At 67.9% G+C, this 15,287-nt stretch carries 15 protein-coding genes; 10 read left to right on the plus strand and 5 right to left on the minus strand.

The features are described from left to right. Positions 1–3 precede the first annotated feature (3 nt). Complete coding sequence (locus M6E97_RS09865) at positions 4–894, minus strand: NAD(P)-dependent oxidoreductase (RefSeq protein ID WP_003113156.1); 891 nt, start codon at positions 892–894, stop codon at positions 4–6. Between the two features lie 148 nt (positions 895–1,042). On the opposite strand from M6E97_RS09865, the gene M6E97_RS09870 reads away from it, so the two are divergent. The 6 genes from M6E97_RS09870 to M6E97_RS09895 all read left to right on the plus strand — a co-directional run bounded on the left by M6E97_RS09870 (position 1,043) and on the right by M6E97_RS09895 (position 5,695). Continuing rightward, positions 1,043–1,900 carry a putative selenate ABC transporter substrate-binding protein gene (locus M6E97_RS09870; RefSeq protein ID WP_003111582.1) on the plus strand — a complete coding sequence of 286 codons (858 nt, stop codon included), beginning with the start codon at positions 1,043–1,045 and terminating at the stop codon, positions 1,898–1,900. Further along, a complete protein-coding gene (locus tag M6E97_RS09875; protein WP_003138286.1) occupies positions 1,897–2,700 on the plus strand; it encodes a phosphonate ABC transporter ATP-binding protein in 804 nt (267 codons plus the stop codon). Before M6E97_RS09870 ends, M6E97_RS09875 begins: the two co-directional genes overlap by 4 nt. Beyond that, entirely contained in the window at positions 2,694–3,527 is an 834-nt protein-coding gene (locus tag M6E97_RS09880; protein ID WP_003091683.1) for a PhnE/PtxC family ABC transporter permease, read from the plus strand. Before M6E97_RS09875 ends, M6E97_RS09880 begins: the two co-directional genes overlap by 7 nt. Beyond that, entirely contained in the window at positions 3,524–4,294 is a 771-nt protein-coding gene (gene phnE / locus M6E97_RS09885; protein ID WP_033939279.1) for a phosphonate ABC transporter, permease protein PhnE, read from the plus strand. Before M6E97_RS09880 ends, phnE begins: the two co-directional genes overlap by 4 nt. A gap of 106 nt (positions 4,295–4,400) precedes the next feature. Beyond that, positions 4,401–5,129, plus strand: a complete 729-nt coding sequence (locus M6E97_RS09890; RefSeq protein WP_003130333.1) for a hypothetical protein — start codon at positions 4,401–4,403, stop codon at positions 5,127–5,129. A 65-nt stretch (positions 5,130–5,194) separates the two neighbouring features. Next, on the plus strand, positions 5,195–5,695 hold the full coding sequence (locus M6E97_RS09895; protein ID WP_003091690.1) for a hypothetical protein: 501 nt from the start codon (positions 5,195–5,197) through the stop codon (positions 5,693–5,695). Between the two features lie 57 nt (positions 5,696–5,752). Here the strand turns inward: M6E97_RS09895 and M6E97_RS09900 are convergent, their stop codons facing one another. Continuing rightward, complete coding sequence (locus M6E97_RS09900; protein WP_003113149.1) at positions 5,753–7,831, minus strand: phosphocholine-specific phospholipase C; 2,079 nt, start codon at positions 7,829–7,831, stop codon at positions 5,753–5,755. A gap of 230 nt (positions 7,832–8,061) precedes the next feature. Next, entirely contained in the window at positions 8,062–8,517 is a 456-nt protein-coding gene (locus tag M6E97_RS09905; RefSeq protein ID WP_023517851.1) for a DMT family transporter, read from the minus strand. Between the two features lie 88 nt (positions 8,518–8,605). Here M6E97_RS09905 and M6E97_RS09910 point away from each other — a divergent pair, with 88 nt between their 5' ends. Beyond that, entirely contained in the window at positions 8,606–9,520 is a 915-nt protein-coding gene (locus M6E97_RS09910) for a LysR substrate-binding domain-containing protein (protein ID WP_003110953.1), read from the plus strand. A 7-nt stretch (positions 9,521–9,527) separates the two neighbouring features. Here the strand turns inward: M6E97_RS09910 and M6E97_RS09915 are convergent, their stop codons facing one another. Continuing rightward, positions 9,528–10,340: a MerR family transcriptional regulator gene (locus M6E97_RS09915; protein WP_009313699.1), complete on the minus strand. Its 813-nt coding sequence runs from the start codon at positions 10,338–10,340 to the stop codon at positions 9,528–9,530. A 311-nt stretch (positions 10,341–10,651) separates the two neighbouring features. Between M6E97_RS09915 and M6E97_RS09920 the strand changes: the two genes are divergently transcribed. The 3 genes from M6E97_RS09920 to M6E97_RS09930 are packed head-to-tail and all read left to right on the plus strand — an operon-like array spanning position 10,652 to position 14,199. After that, entirely contained in the window at positions 10,652–11,527 is an 876-nt protein-coding gene (locus M6E97_RS09920; protein WP_003110956.1) for a M24 family metallopeptidase, read from the plus strand. After that, on the plus strand, positions 11,524–13,302 hold the full coding sequence (locus M6E97_RS09925; RefSeq protein WP_033939278.1) for an SDR family oxidoreductase: 1,779 nt from the start codon (positions 11,524–11,526) through the stop codon (positions 13,300–13,302). Before M6E97_RS09920 ends, M6E97_RS09925 begins: the two co-directional genes overlap by 4 nt. Positions 13,303–13,311: 9 nt before the next feature. Continuing rightward, positions 13,312–14,199, plus strand: coding sequence for a metal-dependent hydrolase (locus M6E97_RS09930; RefSeq protein ID WP_049310492.1), 888 nt, complete (start codon positions 13,312–13,314; stop codon positions 14,197–14,199). 341 nt (positions 14,200–14,540) lie between these two features. Here M6E97_RS09930 and M6E97_RS09935 read toward each other — a convergent pair whose 3' ends face one another. Next, positions 14,541–15,146 (minus strand): ATP-dependent Clp protease proteolytic subunit, encoded by a 606-nt coding sequence (locus M6E97_RS09935; protein WP_003091706.1) that lies wholly within the window; start codon positions 15,144–15,146, stop codon positions 14,541–14,543. Positions 15,147–15,287 lie beyond the last annotated feature (141 nt).

Genomic DNA, 15,287 nt, shown 5'->3' on the forward strand with positions numbered 1-15,287 from the left:
GGTTCACTCGACGGCGGTCCGGTATTGCTCCACCAGGGTCGCCGGATCGCGTTCGAGATAGCCCTGGCTGCCGTGCAGACGCATCAACTGCGCGGCCAACCCGCTCATCGGGGTGGCCGCGCCTTGCTCGCGGGACAGCTTCACCGCGGTATCGAGATCCTTGAGCAGGGTCCGTACGTGCCACTTGACCGGCTCGTAACGGCTCTCGGCCATTTGCGGGGCGAGGATCTGCAACGGCTTCGAGTCGGCGAAGCCGCCCGCCAGCGCCGGAGCGACCAGGCTGGCGTCGACCCCGGCCCGCTCCGCCAGCGCCACCACTTCGGCGATCACCAGGGCGTTGCAGGCAACGATCATCTGGTTGCAGACCTTGGTCACCTGCCCGGCGCCCACCTCGCCCATGCGCGTCAGGCGCTGGCCGAGCCGGGAGAGGACCGGCCGCAGGCGCTCGATATCCGCTGCGCGTCCGCCGGCCATGATCGCCAGGCTGCCGCTTTCCGCGCCCGGCGTGCCGCCGGAGACCGGCGCGTCGACCCAGCGCACGCCGCAGCGCGCCTCCAGCTCGGCGGCCATCTCGCGGGTGGCGGCCGGCTCGGCGCTGGAGAAATCCACCAGCAACTGCCCGGGCCTGGCGTTCTCGACGATGCCGCCGGCGCCGAACACCACTTCGCGCACCGCCGCGGTATCGGCCAGGCAAAGCATCAGGATTTCCGCGTCGGCGGCCAGTTCGGCCGGGACCTCGACGGCTTTCGCGCCCTCGGCCGCGAGCAACTCGCGTTTGCCCGGCGAACGGTTCCACACCGCCAGCGGATAGCCGGCGGCCAGCAGCCGGCGGCACATGGGCACGCCCATCAGGCCGAGACCGGCGAAGGCAAGGGAAGGCAGGGAAGCGGACATGGCGGACTCCAATACGCAGCGAATGGGCACGGGGAGCGCCATATTACCCGCGAGGCGCCGGCGAGCAACGCCGCGACGGCTGCCCAAGCGGGCCGCGCACCACTATACTCCCCGGGTTTTTTCCGCCATTGAACCGGAGAACTCTCCCATGTTGAAACGCTCCCTGGCGCTCGCCGCCGGCATCGCCCTGTCCCTGTCCGCCGCGCTCGCCCACGCCGAAGCCCTGAAAGAACTCAAGGTCTCGGCGATCCCCGACGAAGCGCCCACCGAACTGCTGCGCAAGTTCAAGCCGCTCGGCGCCTATCTGGAGAAGCAACTCGGCATGCCGGTGAAGTTCGTCCCGGTGGCCGACTACGCCGGGGTGGTCGAGGCGCTGGCCGCCGACCGCCTGGACATGGCCTGGCTGGGTGGCTTCACCTTCGTCCAGGCGCGGCTGAAGACCGGCAACGCCATCCCCCTGGTGCAGCGCGAGCAGGACCAGCAGTTCACCAGCAAATTCATCACGGCCGATCCCCAAGTGAAATCCCTGCAGGACCTGAAGGGCAAGACCTTCGCCTTCGGCTCGGTCTCCTCCACCTCGGGCAGCCTGATGCCGCGCTACTTCATGCAGAAGGACGGCATCGTCCCCGAGCAGTTCTTCTCCCGCGTCGCCTACTCCGGCGCCCACGACGCCACCGCGGCCTGGGTCCAGGCCGGCAAGGTCGACGCCGGCGTGCTGAACGCCTCGGTCTGGCAGAAGCTGGTGGACAGCGGCAAGGTCGATACCGCCAAGGTCAAGGTCTTCGCCACCACGCCGACCTACTACGACTACAACTGGACCGTGCGCGGCAACCTCGACCCGGCCCTGGCCGAGAAGATCAAGCAGGCCTTCCTCGCCCTCGACCCGGCGAAACCGGCCGACAAGGAGATCCTCGACCTGCAGGCCGCCAGCCGCTTCATCGAGACCAATCCGGACAACTACAAGGGCATCGAGGAGTCCGCACGCGCCGCCGGCCTGCTGAAGTGAGCCTGAGCCTCGACGGCGTGGACCTGGTCCACGCCGACGGCCAACGCGCCCTCGCCGACATCCGCCTGCGCCTGGCCGCCGGCGAACGGGTGGCCCTGATCGGACCTTCCGGCGCCGGCAAGACCAGCCTGCTGCGGGTGCTCGCCAGCCAATGGCGGCCCAGCGCCGGCCGTGTCGAACTGCTCGGCGAGGAGCCCTGGGCGCTATCCGCCGCCGCCCGCCAACGCCTGCGCGCGCGCATCGGCCTGGTCCACCAGGCGCCGCCGCTGCCGCCACGGCAGCGGGTGGTCAGCGCGGTACTGGCCGGACGCCTCGGCCAGTGGCCGCTGTGGAAGAGCCTGGCCAGCCTGGTCTATCCGCTGGACCGCGCCGGCGCCCACGACGCGCTGCAACGCCTGGATCTCGGCGACAAGCTGTTCCAGCGCTGCGACCAGCTTTCCGGCGGCCAGTTGCAGCGGGTCGGCATCGCCCGGGTGCTCTACCAGCGCGCCGAGCTGATCCTCGCCGACGAACCGGTCTCGGCCATGGACCCGGTGCTCGCCGGCCATACCCTGGCCCTGCTCAACCGCGAGGCCGCCGCGCGCGGCAGCACCCTGCTGGCCAGCCTGCACGCGGTGGACCTGGCGTTGCAACACTTCCCCCGGGTGATCGGCCTGCGCGCCGGACGCATCGCCTTCGACCTGCCCGCCGGCGAAGTCGACCGCGCCGCGCTGGACGCCCTCTACGCCAACGAACAACTGCAAGCCGAGCGCGCCAGCCCGGCCAGCGAACCCGCCGTGGTGCACATCCCACGATGCTGAACGCCGCTTCTCCACCGCGCGATCCCGCCGCCCTGCCGCGCCTGCTGCTGACCCTGGCCGCGTTACTGCTGCTCTGGCCGGGGCTGCGCCTCAGCGAACTGGATATCCCCGGCCTGTTCAGCGGCGACAACGCGCGCACCATGGGCGGTTTCCTCGCCGGCTTCTGGCCGCTGGCGCACGATCCCGAGTTCCTCGCCCTGCTCGGCCGCGCGACCCTGGAAACCCTCGCCATCGCCACCGCCGGCATGGCCCTGGCCTGGCTCCTGGCGTTTCCCGCCGCACTGCTGGCGACCCGCGCCCTGTCGCTCTCGGCACTGCCGCGCGGCGGCCTGCCGGCCTGGTGGGCACGGGCACTGCGCTGGCCGGTGCGTGGCCTGCTGATCCTCCTGCGTAGCGTGCCGGAAATCGTCTGGGCGCTGCTGTTCGTCCGCGCCGTGGGCCTGGGGCCCACCGCCGGGGTGCTGGCCATCGCCATCACCTATGCCGGCATGCTCGGCAAGGTCTACGCGGAAATCTTCGAGTCGGTGGATCCGCGCCCCACCCGCGCCCTGCTGCTGGGCGGCGGATCGCGGCTGGCGGCGTTCGCCTACGGGGTGCTGCCGAACGCCGCCGGGGAAATGATTTCCTACACCGTCTATCGCTGGGAGTGCGCGATCCGCGCTTCGGTGGTGATGGGCTTCGTCGGCGCCGGCGGCCTCGGCCAGCAGATCGACCTGTCGCTGCGGATGTTCGCCGGCGGCGAGGTTGCCAGCATCCTGCTGACCTTCCTCCTGCTAGTCCTCCTCGCCGACCTGCTGAGCCGCTTCCTGCGCGGGAGGCTGGCATGAGCCGGACCTGGCGCCTGCTGCTCTGGCCGCTGCTGGTGGTGGCCGCGGTGGGCGCCTCGTTCGCCTACCTGGACATGGCCACCGCAGGTCTTTTCAGCGGCAAGGGACTGGGCCAGATGGCCGCCTACGCCAGCGAGTTCTTCCCGCCCGACCTGTCCGCCCCGCACCTGCGGGCGATTGGCCGCGGGCTGCTGGAAACCCTGGCCATGTCGGCCATCGGCACCCTGCTGGCGGCGCTGCTCGGCCTGCTCTTCGCGCTGCCGGCGGCAGGTCGCTTCGGCGTGCCGGCGCAGAGCCTGGCGCGACTCCTGCTCAATGCGCTGCGCGCGGTGCCGGAGCTGGTCTGGGGTGCGCTGATGGTGCTGGCGGCCGGGCTCGGGCCGAACGCCGGGACCCTCGCCCTAGCCCTGCACACCGGCGGCGTGCTCGGCCGGCTGTTCGCCGAAGCCCTGGAGAACACCCCGGCGCAGCCCGCCGAGGCCTTGCGCCTGGCCGGCAGCGGACGCCTCGCGGCATTCGCCTATGGCACCCTGCCGGGGGTCTGGCCGCAACTGGTGGCCTATACCCTGTACCGCTGGGAGAACAATATCCGCATGGCCAGCGTGCTCGGCTTCGTCGGTGCCGGCGGGCTCGGGCAGATGCTCTATTTCAGCCTGAGCCTGTTCCAGCAGGCCCAGGCCGCCACGGTGATCCTGGCCATGCTGGTCCTGGTGCTCGGGGTCGACAGCCTGAGCGCCTGGGCGCGGCAGCGCTGGGTCAGTCAATAACCTCCCTTAGGAAATTTCCGAATCCCGTCGAAGATCGGCCATCATCGACGGTCAGAGACATCGGGGAGGCGGCTTGCGCCTCCGCTCATCCAGGGAGAGGAAAATCATGCGTACACCACTGCTATCCGCGCTGCTGCTGGGCCTGCTGGCCCTCGGCGGCTGCAGCCTGCCCCAACAGCAGGCCGGCGCGCCGACCGAGCAGCGGCTCGGCACCCAATGGGGCGAAGGCGTCGCCTCGCCGGTCACCTCGGTGGCCCTACGACGTCTATCGGAGCAACCGGTCGATCGCCGCCAGGTGTTCTACAGCGCGAGCCGCTTCGATGGACGTGCCATCAAGGAACTGCCCCTGGCCAAGGGCCGGGTCGGCTTCGCCGTACTCGACGAGGATGGCGGCAAGTTCGACCTGGTGCAGCACCGCAGCACCCTGCAGCTCCAGGGTCGTGAAGGCCAGCGCTACCGACTGTGGCTGAACAACCTCGGCAGCGCGACCTACGAGGTGGTCGCCACGGTAGACGGCCTGGACGTGCTCAACGGCCAGCCGGGCAGCCTGAAGAACCGCGGCTATGTGCTGGAACCGGGCGAGAACCTGGTGATCGAGGGCTTCCGCAAGAGCGAACGGGAAGTCGCGGCATTCCGCTTCGCCAGTCCCGACGATGCCTACGCCAGCAACAGCGCGGCCGGCGACAGCCGCAACCTCGGCGTGATCGGCGTGGCCCTGTTCGAGCTGGACGCTCCGGCCAGCGGTCGCGAGGCGCCGGCCGACGGACCGCAGGCATTTCCCGCCGACGCCCGGAACGGCGGCGGCTACGCGCCGCCGCCGCGCTATCGCGACTGAGGCATCTTCACGAAAACTGCGCGGCGGCGTTCCTTCATAAGCAATCCATCTCACAGGAGCCGCCGATGAACCGCTTTTCACTGCCCCGCCCCGACGCACGCCAGTGCGTCGCCGGCCTGGGTTTCTCCGCCCTTCTGCTGCTGGCCTCCTCGGCCAACGCCGCCGCCTGCCGCGACATCACCAGCGTGCAGCAAAGCGCCGACGCCACGCGCAATACCTCGATGGGCGGCCACGTGACCCAGCACATCTACGGGATGACGCCGCCGTCCGGCTCGTCGCAGAAAGACAAGACCCTGTTCAAGTCGAGAGGCAACTACGACGCGGCCTGGCGCCAGTACGGATACATCGACAATCCGGTGGCCTGCAGCGGCAACAGCAAGTTCCAGGTGGTTTCCCTGGAGAAGCTGCACATGGGCAAGATCGATGCCTACTCCTGCAAGCAGGCCGACGGCCAGGGCGTCTGCACGCGCTGGGATACGTACATGGCCAAGGAGATTTCGTACGGTTTCGTCCTGAAAGACGGCAAGTGGATCCTCAATACCCTCTACCCGGTTCCCCTCGACTAGGGCGCAGGCCGTCCGCGCCGGCCGCCCCATTGCAGGGAGCCGGCGCGACCGTCCGGGTCAGAAGGTCAGCGTGCCCAGGCCCATGCCCGGGTCGCTGAAGCCGGAGCGACCATCTTCCATGCGACCGCTGAAACGCCGCAGGAAGCTGTCCGCCCCCTGCGCGCTGACGCTGAAGTCGTACCAGTTGCCGCTGCTGCGCAGCGAATAGCGGACTTCCCGACGCTGTCCCGGCGGCACGTTGACGGTACGCCGCTCGCCCTGGCGATAGACGTTGTCCTTGACCGTCAGCTTGACCGGATGGCGGCCACGGTTGATCAGTTGCACGCGCAGGTTGCCGAACAGCGGCTCGTAGTCGATCCGCACTTCCGGCAGCGGCGCCTTGCGCTCCGCCAGATCGCGCCGCAGGTTGCCGCGAAAGACCCGGAGGAAACCGTTCGGACCGTGCACTTCCAGGTGGTAGTCGCCGCTGGCGTCGCCCTGGAAGCTGTCGTGCAGGCGCTTGCGCGCGCCAACGGTGTAGCGTTTCGGCGGGTTCTCGCTGTCGAGCAGGTCGAACACCTGGAACACCGCGCCGGCCTTGCCGGTGTTGGCGAAGGTCAGGCTCAGCGCGTCTCCGCCGCTGCGGTAGCGCGCATGCACGCCCAGCTCGTAGGGCAAGGCGCGGGCCGGACGGATGCCCATTTCCTGCTTGGGCATGGCGGCCACCGCCGGCGGCTTCGGCTTCGGCAGCTTGATCTGGCTGGCGACGATGGCGTCGGCCTGGCTGGTGTCGGGCAGTTCGGGGAACGGCTCGTTGTTCGGGTTGGCGAAGTTGAACGCCGAGGTCAGGTCGCCGCAGACGGCACGACGCCAGGGACTGATATTCGGCTCCATGACCCCGAAGCGCTGCTCCAGGAAGCGGATCACCGAAGTGTGGTCGAACACCTGGGAATTGACCCAGCCGCCCTTGCTCCACGGCGAGATCACGTACATCGGCACCCGCGGGCCGAGGCCGTAGGGCTGGTTGCGATAACGGATATCGCCCTTGGTGTGCCATTCGAGGGTGGCGTCGGCGGTGGTCTTGCCGCGCAGCGTGCCGTCCTTGTTCAGGCTCGGCGCGGCCGGCGGGGCGACGTGGTCGAAGAAGCCGTCGTTCTCGTCGAACATCACCAGCAGCGCGGTCTTGCTCCAGACCTCCGGGTTGGCGGTCAGCGCGTCGAGTACCCAGGAGGTGTACTCGGCCCCCCAGATCGGGCTGGACGGGCCGGGGTGTTCGGAGTACTTGGCCGGGGCGACGATCCAGGACACCTGCGGCAGGCTGTTGGCCAGCACGTCGCGCTTCAGCGCATCGAGCTTCCAGGTGCTCAGGCCGTTGACGATCAGCGGCGAGTCAGGCGCCGCGGCGCGGTACTGGCGGAAGCCGATCAGCGGGTTGTCGGAGAAGTTGTCGGCCATGTCCTGGTAGACCCGCCAGGTGATGCCGGCGGCCTGCAGGCGCTCGGGATAGGTGGTCCAGGTGTAGCCCTGCTCCACCGGGCCGTTGCTGTCGTGGTCGTTGGTGGTTACCGGGCCGCCATGCTGGCCGAGCGGGTCGTTGGTGCCGGTCCAGAGGAACAGCCGGTTGGGGTTGGTGCCGCCCTGGAACGAGCAGTGATAGGCGTCGCAGATGGTGAAGGCGTTGGCCATCGCGAACTGGAAGGCGATGTCCTGCTCCTTGTAGTAACCCAGGGAACGCTCGGTCTTGGCCGGCAGCCACTTGTCCATGCGCCCTTCGTTCCAGGCCTGCTGGGCGTCCGGCCAGGTGTGCGGGGTACCGTCGACGCGCTGGGCGCTGGTGGTGCTGGTGTCGAAGTGGTAGGGCAGGATCTCGCCCTTGCTGCCCTTCTGGTGCCAGACCCGCTGGCCATCGGGCAGCGGGATCGCCATGCGGTCGCCGAAGCCGCGGACGCCCTTGAGGGTGCCGAAATAGTGGTCGAAGGAGCGGTTCTCCTGCATCAGGATCACCACGTGCTCGACGTCCTTGAGGTTGCCATGCCGGCGGTGCGCGGGAATCGCCAGGGCCGCCTGGATGCTCGACGGCAGCATGCTGGTGGCGACGGTGGCGCCGACCGTACCGGCGGCCAGGCGGATGAAGCTTCTTCTGCTTTTCGAAATCATCGGGGGACTCACCAGGTCAGGGTGTGGCACAGGGCTGCCGAGCGCATCCATGACGCCCGCAGGCTCACTCGGCAGCAAGCTGTTCGAACCCCGACGACGCTAGTGAGGGAAAAAGACGCTTTGGTTTCAACACGCTTTGCAACAACTATTCATGCCAACTTCATCACAATTTCAGATCAAGATTTTGGTCTAGGCCAGATTCCACTTGACAGCCTTCGCCGGCACTCTCCTCACACTCTTCCCCGCCATTGCAGGAGCAATACCCCCGCCACCACCAGCGCCAGGCCGAGATAGCCCTCCCAGGACAAACGGCGCACCGGGAAACCGGCCCAGCCGAACTGGTCGCAGAGCGCCGAGACCAGCATCTGCCCGGCCACCACGCACGCGATGAAAGTGGCGGCGCCCAGGCGCGGCGCGACCAGGATCGCCACCGTCAGGTAGGCCGCGCCGAACAGCCCGCCGAGCCAGCTCCACCAGGGCGCGCCGCCGAGGCTGGCGGTAGCCGGCAGCGGCACCCGCACCAGCAGCAGGCCCAGGCTGACCACCCCGAGGCTGACGCCCAGCGAAGTCAGGCTGGCGCTCAGCGGATGGCCGAGCAGGCGCCCGAGCAAGGCGTTGCTGCCGGCCTGCAGCACCACCATGCCGCCCACCGAAACTGCCATCAGTACCATCAGATAATTGGGCATGCTGATTCTCCTCCTCCGGCCATTGCCTCTGGAGCGGAGTTTTTGCTATCCACTTCGCGAATGGAAATCGATAGTTGGTACATCCTCCATGCAGCAGATTCATGACCTACGCCGTATCGACCTCAACCTGCTGGTGGTGCTCGACGCGCTCCTCAGCGAGCGCCACGTGTCCCGCGCGGCGCAGCGCCTGGCCATGTCGCAGCCGGCGGTCAGCCACGCCCTCGGGCGTCTCCGCGAACTGTTCGGCGATCCGCTGCTGGTGCGGGTGAAAAGCCGCATGCAGTTGACCAGCCTGGCGCTGGAGCTGGCGCCGAAGCTCCAGGCCAGCCTCGACCAGGTGCGCGGGGTGATCGGCGGGCCGGCCTTCGAGCCGGAGCGCAGCCGGCGCCACTTCCGCCTGGGCATGTCCGACTACGGCGCCTGGGTGGTGCTGCCGGCGCTGCTGCGCCAGCAACAGGCGCTGGCGCCCGGGGTGAGCTTCGGGATAGTCCAGGAACCGCGCCTGGAAACCGCCCGGCAGGTCGCCGAAGGACAACTGGACTGCGCGCTGGGGGTATTCCCCCTGCTTCCGGAGGGCGTGCGCGCCAGGCGCCTGTTCGAGGAGCGTTTCGTCTGCGTCTGTCGGCGCAGCCTGTTCGACCGCCCCGACGGCCTGTCCCTCGACCGCTACCTGGCGGCCCGCCACGTGCGCGTCTCGCTACAGGACAACCCGGCCGAGGAAGTCGACAGCGCCCTGGAAAAGCGCGGCCTGCGCCGGCAGGTGGCGCTGACCCTGCCGCACTTCACCGTGGCCCCGGCGCTGCTGGCCGGCACCGACCTGGTACTGACCATCGCCGAGCGCATCCTCGAACGCCTGCGGCTACCCGAGGAACTGGCGGTCTGCGAGCCGCCGCTGGCGATCCCGCGCTTCGACTACGTGCAGATCTGGCGCGGCGACGCCGAGCGCGAAGCGGCCGGCGCCTGGCTGCGGGAACAGATCCAGGCGGCGGCGCGGAAGATCTGAAGAAGAGTCAGGAAGGCTTTTCCAGCTTGCGCAGCATCTCGCCGACACGCTCGCCGAGCATTTCGTTGGCCGACAGCTTGAGGCCGCGCGCCAGTTCCACCTGGACCACGTGTTCCGCCAGCGGGCGCAGGCGCAGGAACACCTTGGCCAGCTCCTGCAGGTCCGGCGCCCCGGGCAGCAGGTCGGTGCCGCGGCCGTCCACCAGGTGGGTGACGATCAGGCGGACGATCCCCGCCGCCAGGTGCTCGGTGTCGCTACGCAACTCGCCGAGGTGATCGAGCAACGCCTCCAGCGGGATGCCGCTGCGGTACAGCTCCAGCCCGGCCTGGAACAGCCGCGGACTGGGGATCTTCATGCACTCGCCGTCGAACAGCAGCAGGCCCAGCGCCTGGGCCTTGTCGATCACCCGGTCGTTCAGTTCGTCGCCGAAGATCGCCTGGAGTTCGTCGAAGCCGATGCTGCCGGGCGTCTCCAGGTTCCACTCGCCGATGATCGCCTGGTCCAGGCCGAGCACGTGGTCGAGGTCGCGGCCCTGTTCCCAGGCCTCCAGCAATTCCTTGATGTTGGCGCTGGAATAGCCGCGTTCGAGCAACTGGTTGATCAGCCGCAGGCGCTTGAGATGGCTGTCGAAATACACGCCGACCCGGCCGCGCCGCTCCGGCGGCGGCAGCAGGCCGCGGTCCTGGTAGGCGCGTACGTTGCGCACGCTGCTGCCGGCCGCGCGAGCCAGTTCGTCGACGCTGTATTCGCGGGCATCCTCGGCGGACGGCTGCTCGCCACGTTGCAGCAGGCGCTGCAGGAGGGTCAGGGGTGTGCTCATGGAGGCGGATCATAACGAGGCCCGCCGAACGGCCACAACCTCCGGGGGCGCAACGCTCTTTGCCGGCGTCCGGATGCGCGGGCGCCAACCAAAGACTGGACTCGTCGGTCAGCCGCTCCTCCGGCACCGCCGCCACAACCCGGGGGAAACGTCCCGAGCCTTCTGCCCCGGGCCTTCCGGCGCCGGTAGCAAGTGCCGTAACACCGGCGTGAAGAGACTTCCCAGGGCTGGCGCAACGCCTGCTTATGGGCCAGCATCAACCATGACATCAATCAATGTCACAATAACGACAAGCCAGCCTGGAGAGAGCCATGTCCCAAGGCGCCTGGGTACCCACTCCCGACGATCTCGATCACTTCCGCCAGGTCCAGCGACTGGCCTATACCTGCTGCGAAACCATCCACGGCGAACTGCGCCCCGGCATCAGCGAGAAGGAAGCCGCGGCGCTGATGAAGACCTGGCTGCAGGATCACGGCGTCGACGACTGGTTCCACCAGCCCTTCGCCTGGTTCGGCAGCCGTACCTCGTTCAAGGGCTTCGACGGCCTGCGTCATCTCGGTGGGTTCAACCTGGCCTTCTACCCCGGCAAGCAGCGCCTGGAGGAAGGCATGCCGTTCATCCTCGACTGCGCGCCGACCCTCGGCGCCTATACCGCCGATGTCGGCTACTCCGGCGCGCTCGGCCACAACCTGTTGCAGGAGCGGCTGATGGACGACCTGCTGATACACCGACGCACCATCCTCGACCTGGTCCGCGAACGGCGCCCCCTGGCCGAAGTCAGCCAGGCGGTCGACCGGCTCTGCGTGATCCAGGGCACCCTGCCACGGCACAAGGCCTATCCCTTCGAAGTGCTCGCCCATCGCGTGGAAAAGCTCGGCAACCGCCGCGGTCCCTCGGTGGCGCGCTTCGGCGTGCGCAACCTGTACACCCTGACGCGCAACGCGCTGGTCACCGGCAAGCGCGAAGGCTGGTCGCCGCTGTGGTCCAGCGGCAAGCGCTCCGAGCACCCGCCGACGCCCGGTCTCTGGGCGGTGGAACCGCACCTGGGGCTACGCGGGGTGGGCGCCAAGTTCGAGGAACTGCTGGTGGTCACCGAAGACGACGCCTACTGGCTCGACGACGACCTGCCGCACGTCCGCCGCTGGCAGGCGCGCGGCCTGCTGCCGCAAGCACGGGAGGCCGCATGAACGCGCTCCTCGCCCTCCCCGACCTGCAGCCGGAACGGCTGTTCGTGCAGTCCGGCGACGTGCGCCTGGCGGTTCATTGCTGGGGCGCGCCGGACAACGACAAGCCGACGCTGCTGATGGTGCATGGCTACCCGGACAACCACGAGACCTGGCTGCCGCTGATCCGCCAACTGGCTGGGCGCTACCGCATCGTCGCCTACGACGTGCGTGGCGCCGGCGCTTCGGACAAGCCACGCTGGAGCCGCGACTACCACCTGCAACGGCTCAGCGAAGACCTGCAGGCGGTGATCCGCGCCACCAGCCCGGATCGCCCGGTGCACCTGCTGGCCCATGACTGGGGCTCGATCCAGACCTGGGAAAGCGTCACCGATCCGCAGTGCCGCCCGCTGATCGCGTCCTATACCTCGATCTCCGGGCCCTGCCTGGACCATGTCGGCTTCTGGATGCGCGAACACCTCAGGCAGTGCAGTCCGAAGGCCCTGAAAGCGGTATTCGGCCAGTTGCTCCACTCCTGGTACATCGCCTTCTTCCATACCCCCGTCGTACCCGAGCTACTCTGGAGCGTCGGCCTGGCCCGGCTCTGGCCGCAGTTCCTGAAGCGCGCCGAAGGCGTCCGCCATCCGCAGGTCAACCCGACCCAGGCCAGCGACGGCCGGCACGGGGTCAAGCTGTACCGCGGCAACTTCATCCGCAGCCTGTTCCGTCCGCGCAAGCGCCACACCGAAGTGCCGGTGCAACTGATCGTACCGACCCGCGACCGTTACGTCGGCGCCCAGCTGTTTCAGCACCTCAGCCTGTGGGCGCCACGCCTGTGGCGGCGCGAGGCGAGCGTCGGCCATTGGCAACTGCTGGCCGAGCCGGAGCAACTGGCCGGCTGGCTCGGCGAGTTCATCGACGCCCAGGAAACCGGCGAGTCGCCGCCGGCCCTGCAACGCGCACAGGTCCGCCCCGACGCGCGCTCGATGAGCGGCAAGCTGGTGGTGGTCACCGGCGCCGGCGGCGGCATCGGCCGTTCGACCCTGCTCAGCTTCGCCGAGCGCGGCGCCAGCCTGCTCGCCGCCGATCTCGACCTGGAAGCCGCCGAACGCAGCGCCGAACTGGCCCGCGCCCTTGGCGCCACGGCCCATGCCTACCAGGTCGACGTCGGCGATACCCAGGCCATGGAGCGCTTCGCCGAGTGGGTCCGCGACACCCTCGGAGTCCCGGATGTGGTGGTCAGCAATGCCGGCATCGGCATGGCCGGACCGATGCTCGACACCTCGCCCGCGGAATGGGAGCGCCTGCTGCGGGTCAACCTGTGGAGCGTGATCGACGGCTGCCGCCTGTTCGGCCGGCAGATGATCGCGGCGAACAAGCCGGGGCACCTGGTCAATGTCGCCTCCGGCGTGGCCTTCGCGCCGTCGCGCAACTACCCCGCCTACGCCACCAGCAAGGCCGCGGTACTGATGCTCAGCGAATGCCTGCGGGCGGAACTGGCCGGACGTTCGATCGGAGTCACCGCGGTGTGCCCGGGCTTCGTCGATACCGGCATTGTCCAGGCCACCCGCTTCGTCGGCATGGACGCCGAACGCCAGGCGCGGCACCAGGCGAAGATCCAGCGCTTCTACAAGCGACGCCGGCTCAGCCCGGACACCGTTGGGGAAAAGCTGGTGCGCGCCGTGGAGCGCAACAAGGCGGTGGTCTCGGTGGGCAGCGAGGTGCACCTCGGCGCCCTGCAATGGCGCTTCGCGCCCTGGGCCACGCGGTTTCTCGCGCGCTTCGACCTGACTTCCTGAGAGCCTGCCATGAGCGAATTCCACCACAAGCTGGTCCAGCGCAAGGTCCGCTTCGACTTCAGCGATACCCCCCTGCACTGGGTTCCCGGCGAAGCGGAAGCGTCCCAGGTGATGAACGTCCTGCACATGCTCCTGCCTTCGGGCGAACTGTGGTTCTGCCGCCTCTACAACAAGGCCCTGCCGTTGGTTAGCGACGCCCGCCTGCGCGACGACGTGCAGGGTTTCATCCGCCAGGAAGCGATGCATTCGCGGGCCCACGACGGCGCGATCCAGCGCTACCTGAGCAGGTTCGACATCGACTCCAAGCCGTTCACCGACAAGATGGATTTCCTTTCCGAACGCCTGCTCTGCGACTACCCGCTGGGGCAGAACCGCCTGACCCGCGCCCTCGACGGCTGGTGGCTGCGCCAGCGCTGCGCGATCATCGCCGCGGTGGAGCATTTCACCTGCGTGCTCGGCAAGTGGGTGCTGGAGGCCCGGGAGCTGGATCGCCGCGGCAGCGACCCGGTGATGCTCGACCTGCTGCGCTGGCATGGCGCCGAGGAAGTCGAGCACCGCAGCGTCGCCCACGACCTGCACGTGCATCTGGGCGGCAGCTTCGTCACCCGGCAACTGACCATGCTGTTGGTCATCGCGATACTGGTCTACCTGCTCGCCGACGGCACCCGCACCCTCCTCGACCAGGACCCGAGCCTGCGCGGCGCCAAGCGCCAGGGATTCCTACGAACCTGGTGGCGGCTCGGCAAGCAGGGCCTGCTGCCGAACCTCGCGCACACCTTCCGCGACGTCGCCCGCTACTTCAATCCCTGGTACCACCCCGAGCACGAGGCGAATACCCAGGAAGCCCTGGAATACCTGGCCAACTCGCCGGCGGCCCGGCGCGCGGCGAACGCCTGAAAACAATTCACTGGAAATACCGGCAAGCGCCGCGGAAGCTGGAACTTTCCCGGCGCTTGTCCATTGTTACGTCAGGTCGAGTCAAACAAGCCGGCAGACGGAAGGTAATTTCCATAAGCCTGAAAAATGGCGCTCGATAGAATGATTGAAAATAACGGGCGCGCGACGTGAGACTTTGCAAAAGCCAGCCACTCTTGCCGATGGCACTTTGAAAGCAAGCAAAATAAAAGTAAGAAAAGTTACCCTATCGATCGGAAATTAAAGAAAGAAAAGCGAGCGAGAAGAGAATCGAGAAATACGCTCTTCGCGCCCGCCTTCGTATTTATCCGGCCTGCGGAAACTCACTGGCCAGGCAGCGTGATCTCCCGTTCCGAAACGATGATCTTGTTGACCAGGCCGTACTGCACGGCTTCTTCCGCGTTCAGCCAGAAGTCGCGCTCGGTGTCGGCGCTGATCTTCTCCGGCGTCTGCCCGGTGGCTTCGGCGAAGATCCGGTCGAGGCGTTCCTTCATCCGCACGATCTCGCGGCGGTAGATCTCGATGTTGCTCGCCGGCCCCTGGATGCCGCCCGACGGCTGGTGCAGAAGGAAGCGGGTATTGGGCAGCGAATAGCGGTTTTCCTTGTCCGCCGCGGCGTAGATCAGCGCGCCGGCGCTGGCTACGCTGCCGGAACCGATCATGATGACCTTCGGTGTGATGAAGCGGATCGCGTCGAAGATCATGTCGCCGGACTCGACGTGGCCACCCGGGGAATTGACGAACATGTAGATCGGATCGTCGCTGATCGAGGCGAGGATGTGCAGCTGCTGGACGACGTCCTTGGCCATCTTCTCGTCGACCCCGCCGGTGACGAACACCTTCCTGACCTTGAGCGCGTACTCCATCAGCTTGGCGCCGATGGCGCCGTGGGAGTCGCCGCCTTCGCGGTCCTTGTCATCGGTTTTCATGCAACCTCCTGGAACTGTTGGTAATCCATCCGGCAAACCTTTCAGGGCATGCGTTCGTTGTTCGCCAGGGCGCGGATATATATCCGTTAATGCGCCTCTTCCGAGCGGCCCATTATGCATCAGCCAGGCACTTTCGAAAGG

The sequence above is a fragment of the Pseudomonas sp. B111 genome (genome assembly GCF_026428275.1).
Classification (GTDB): Bacteria; Pseudomonadota; Gammaproteobacteria; order Pseudomonadales; family Pseudomonadaceae; genus Pseudomonas; species Pseudomonas aeruginosa.

Coding starts and splice junctions, on each gene's coding strand:
- M6E97_RS09890 (WP_003130333.1), top strand. CDS start 4,401: ATGCGTACACCACTGCTATCCGCGCTGCTGCTGGGCCTGCTGGCCCTC.
- M6E97_RS09920 (WP_003110956.1), top strand. CDS start 10,652: ATGTCCCAAGGCGCCTGGGTACCCACTCCCGACGATCTCGATCACTTC.
- phnE (WP_033939279.1), top strand. CDS start 3,524: ATGAGCCGGACCTGGCGCCTGCTGCTCTGGCCGCTGCTGGTGGTGGCC.
- M6E97_RS09910 (WP_003110953.1), top strand. CDS start 8,606: ATGCAGCAGATTCATGACCTACGCCGTATCGACCTCAACCTGCTGGTG.
- M6E97_RS09935 (WP_003091706.1), bottom strand. CDS start 15,146: ATGAAAACCGATGACAAGGACCGCGAAGGCGGCGACTCCCACGGCGCC.
- M6E97_RS09880 (WP_003091683.1), top strand. CDS start 2,694: ATGCTGAACGCCGCTTCTCCACCGCGCGATCCCGCCGCCCTGCCGCGC.
- M6E97_RS09895 (WP_003091690.1), top strand. CDS start 5,195: ATGAACCGCTTTTCACTGCCCCGCCCCGACGCACGCCAGTGCGTCGCC.
- M6E97_RS09905 (WP_023517851.1), bottom strand. CDS start 8,517: ATGCCCAATTATCTGATGGTACTGATGGCAGTTTCGGTGGGCGGCATG.
- M6E97_RS09925 (WP_033939278.1), top strand. CDS start 11,524: ATGAACGCGCTCCTCGCCCTCCCCGACCTGCAGCCGGAACGGCTGTTC.
- M6E97_RS09865 (WP_003113156.1), bottom strand. CDS start 894: ATGTCCGCTTCCCTGCCTTCCCTTGCCTTCGCCGGTCTCGGCCTGATG.
- M6E97_RS09930 (WP_049310492.1), top strand. CDS start 13,312: ATGAGCGAATTCCACCACAAGCTGGTCCAGCGCAAGGTCCGCTTCGAC.
- M6E97_RS09870 (WP_003111582.1), top strand. CDS start 1,043: ATGTTGAAACGCTCCCTGGCGCTCGCCGCCGGCATCGCCCTGTCCCTG.
- M6E97_RS09915 (WP_009313699.1), bottom strand. CDS start 10,340: ATGAGCACACCCCTGACCCTCCTGCAGCGCCTGCTGCAACGTGGCGAG.
- M6E97_RS09900 (WP_003113149.1), bottom strand. CDS start 7,831: ATGATTTCGAAAAGCAGAAGAAGCTTCATCCGCCTGGCCGCCGGTACG.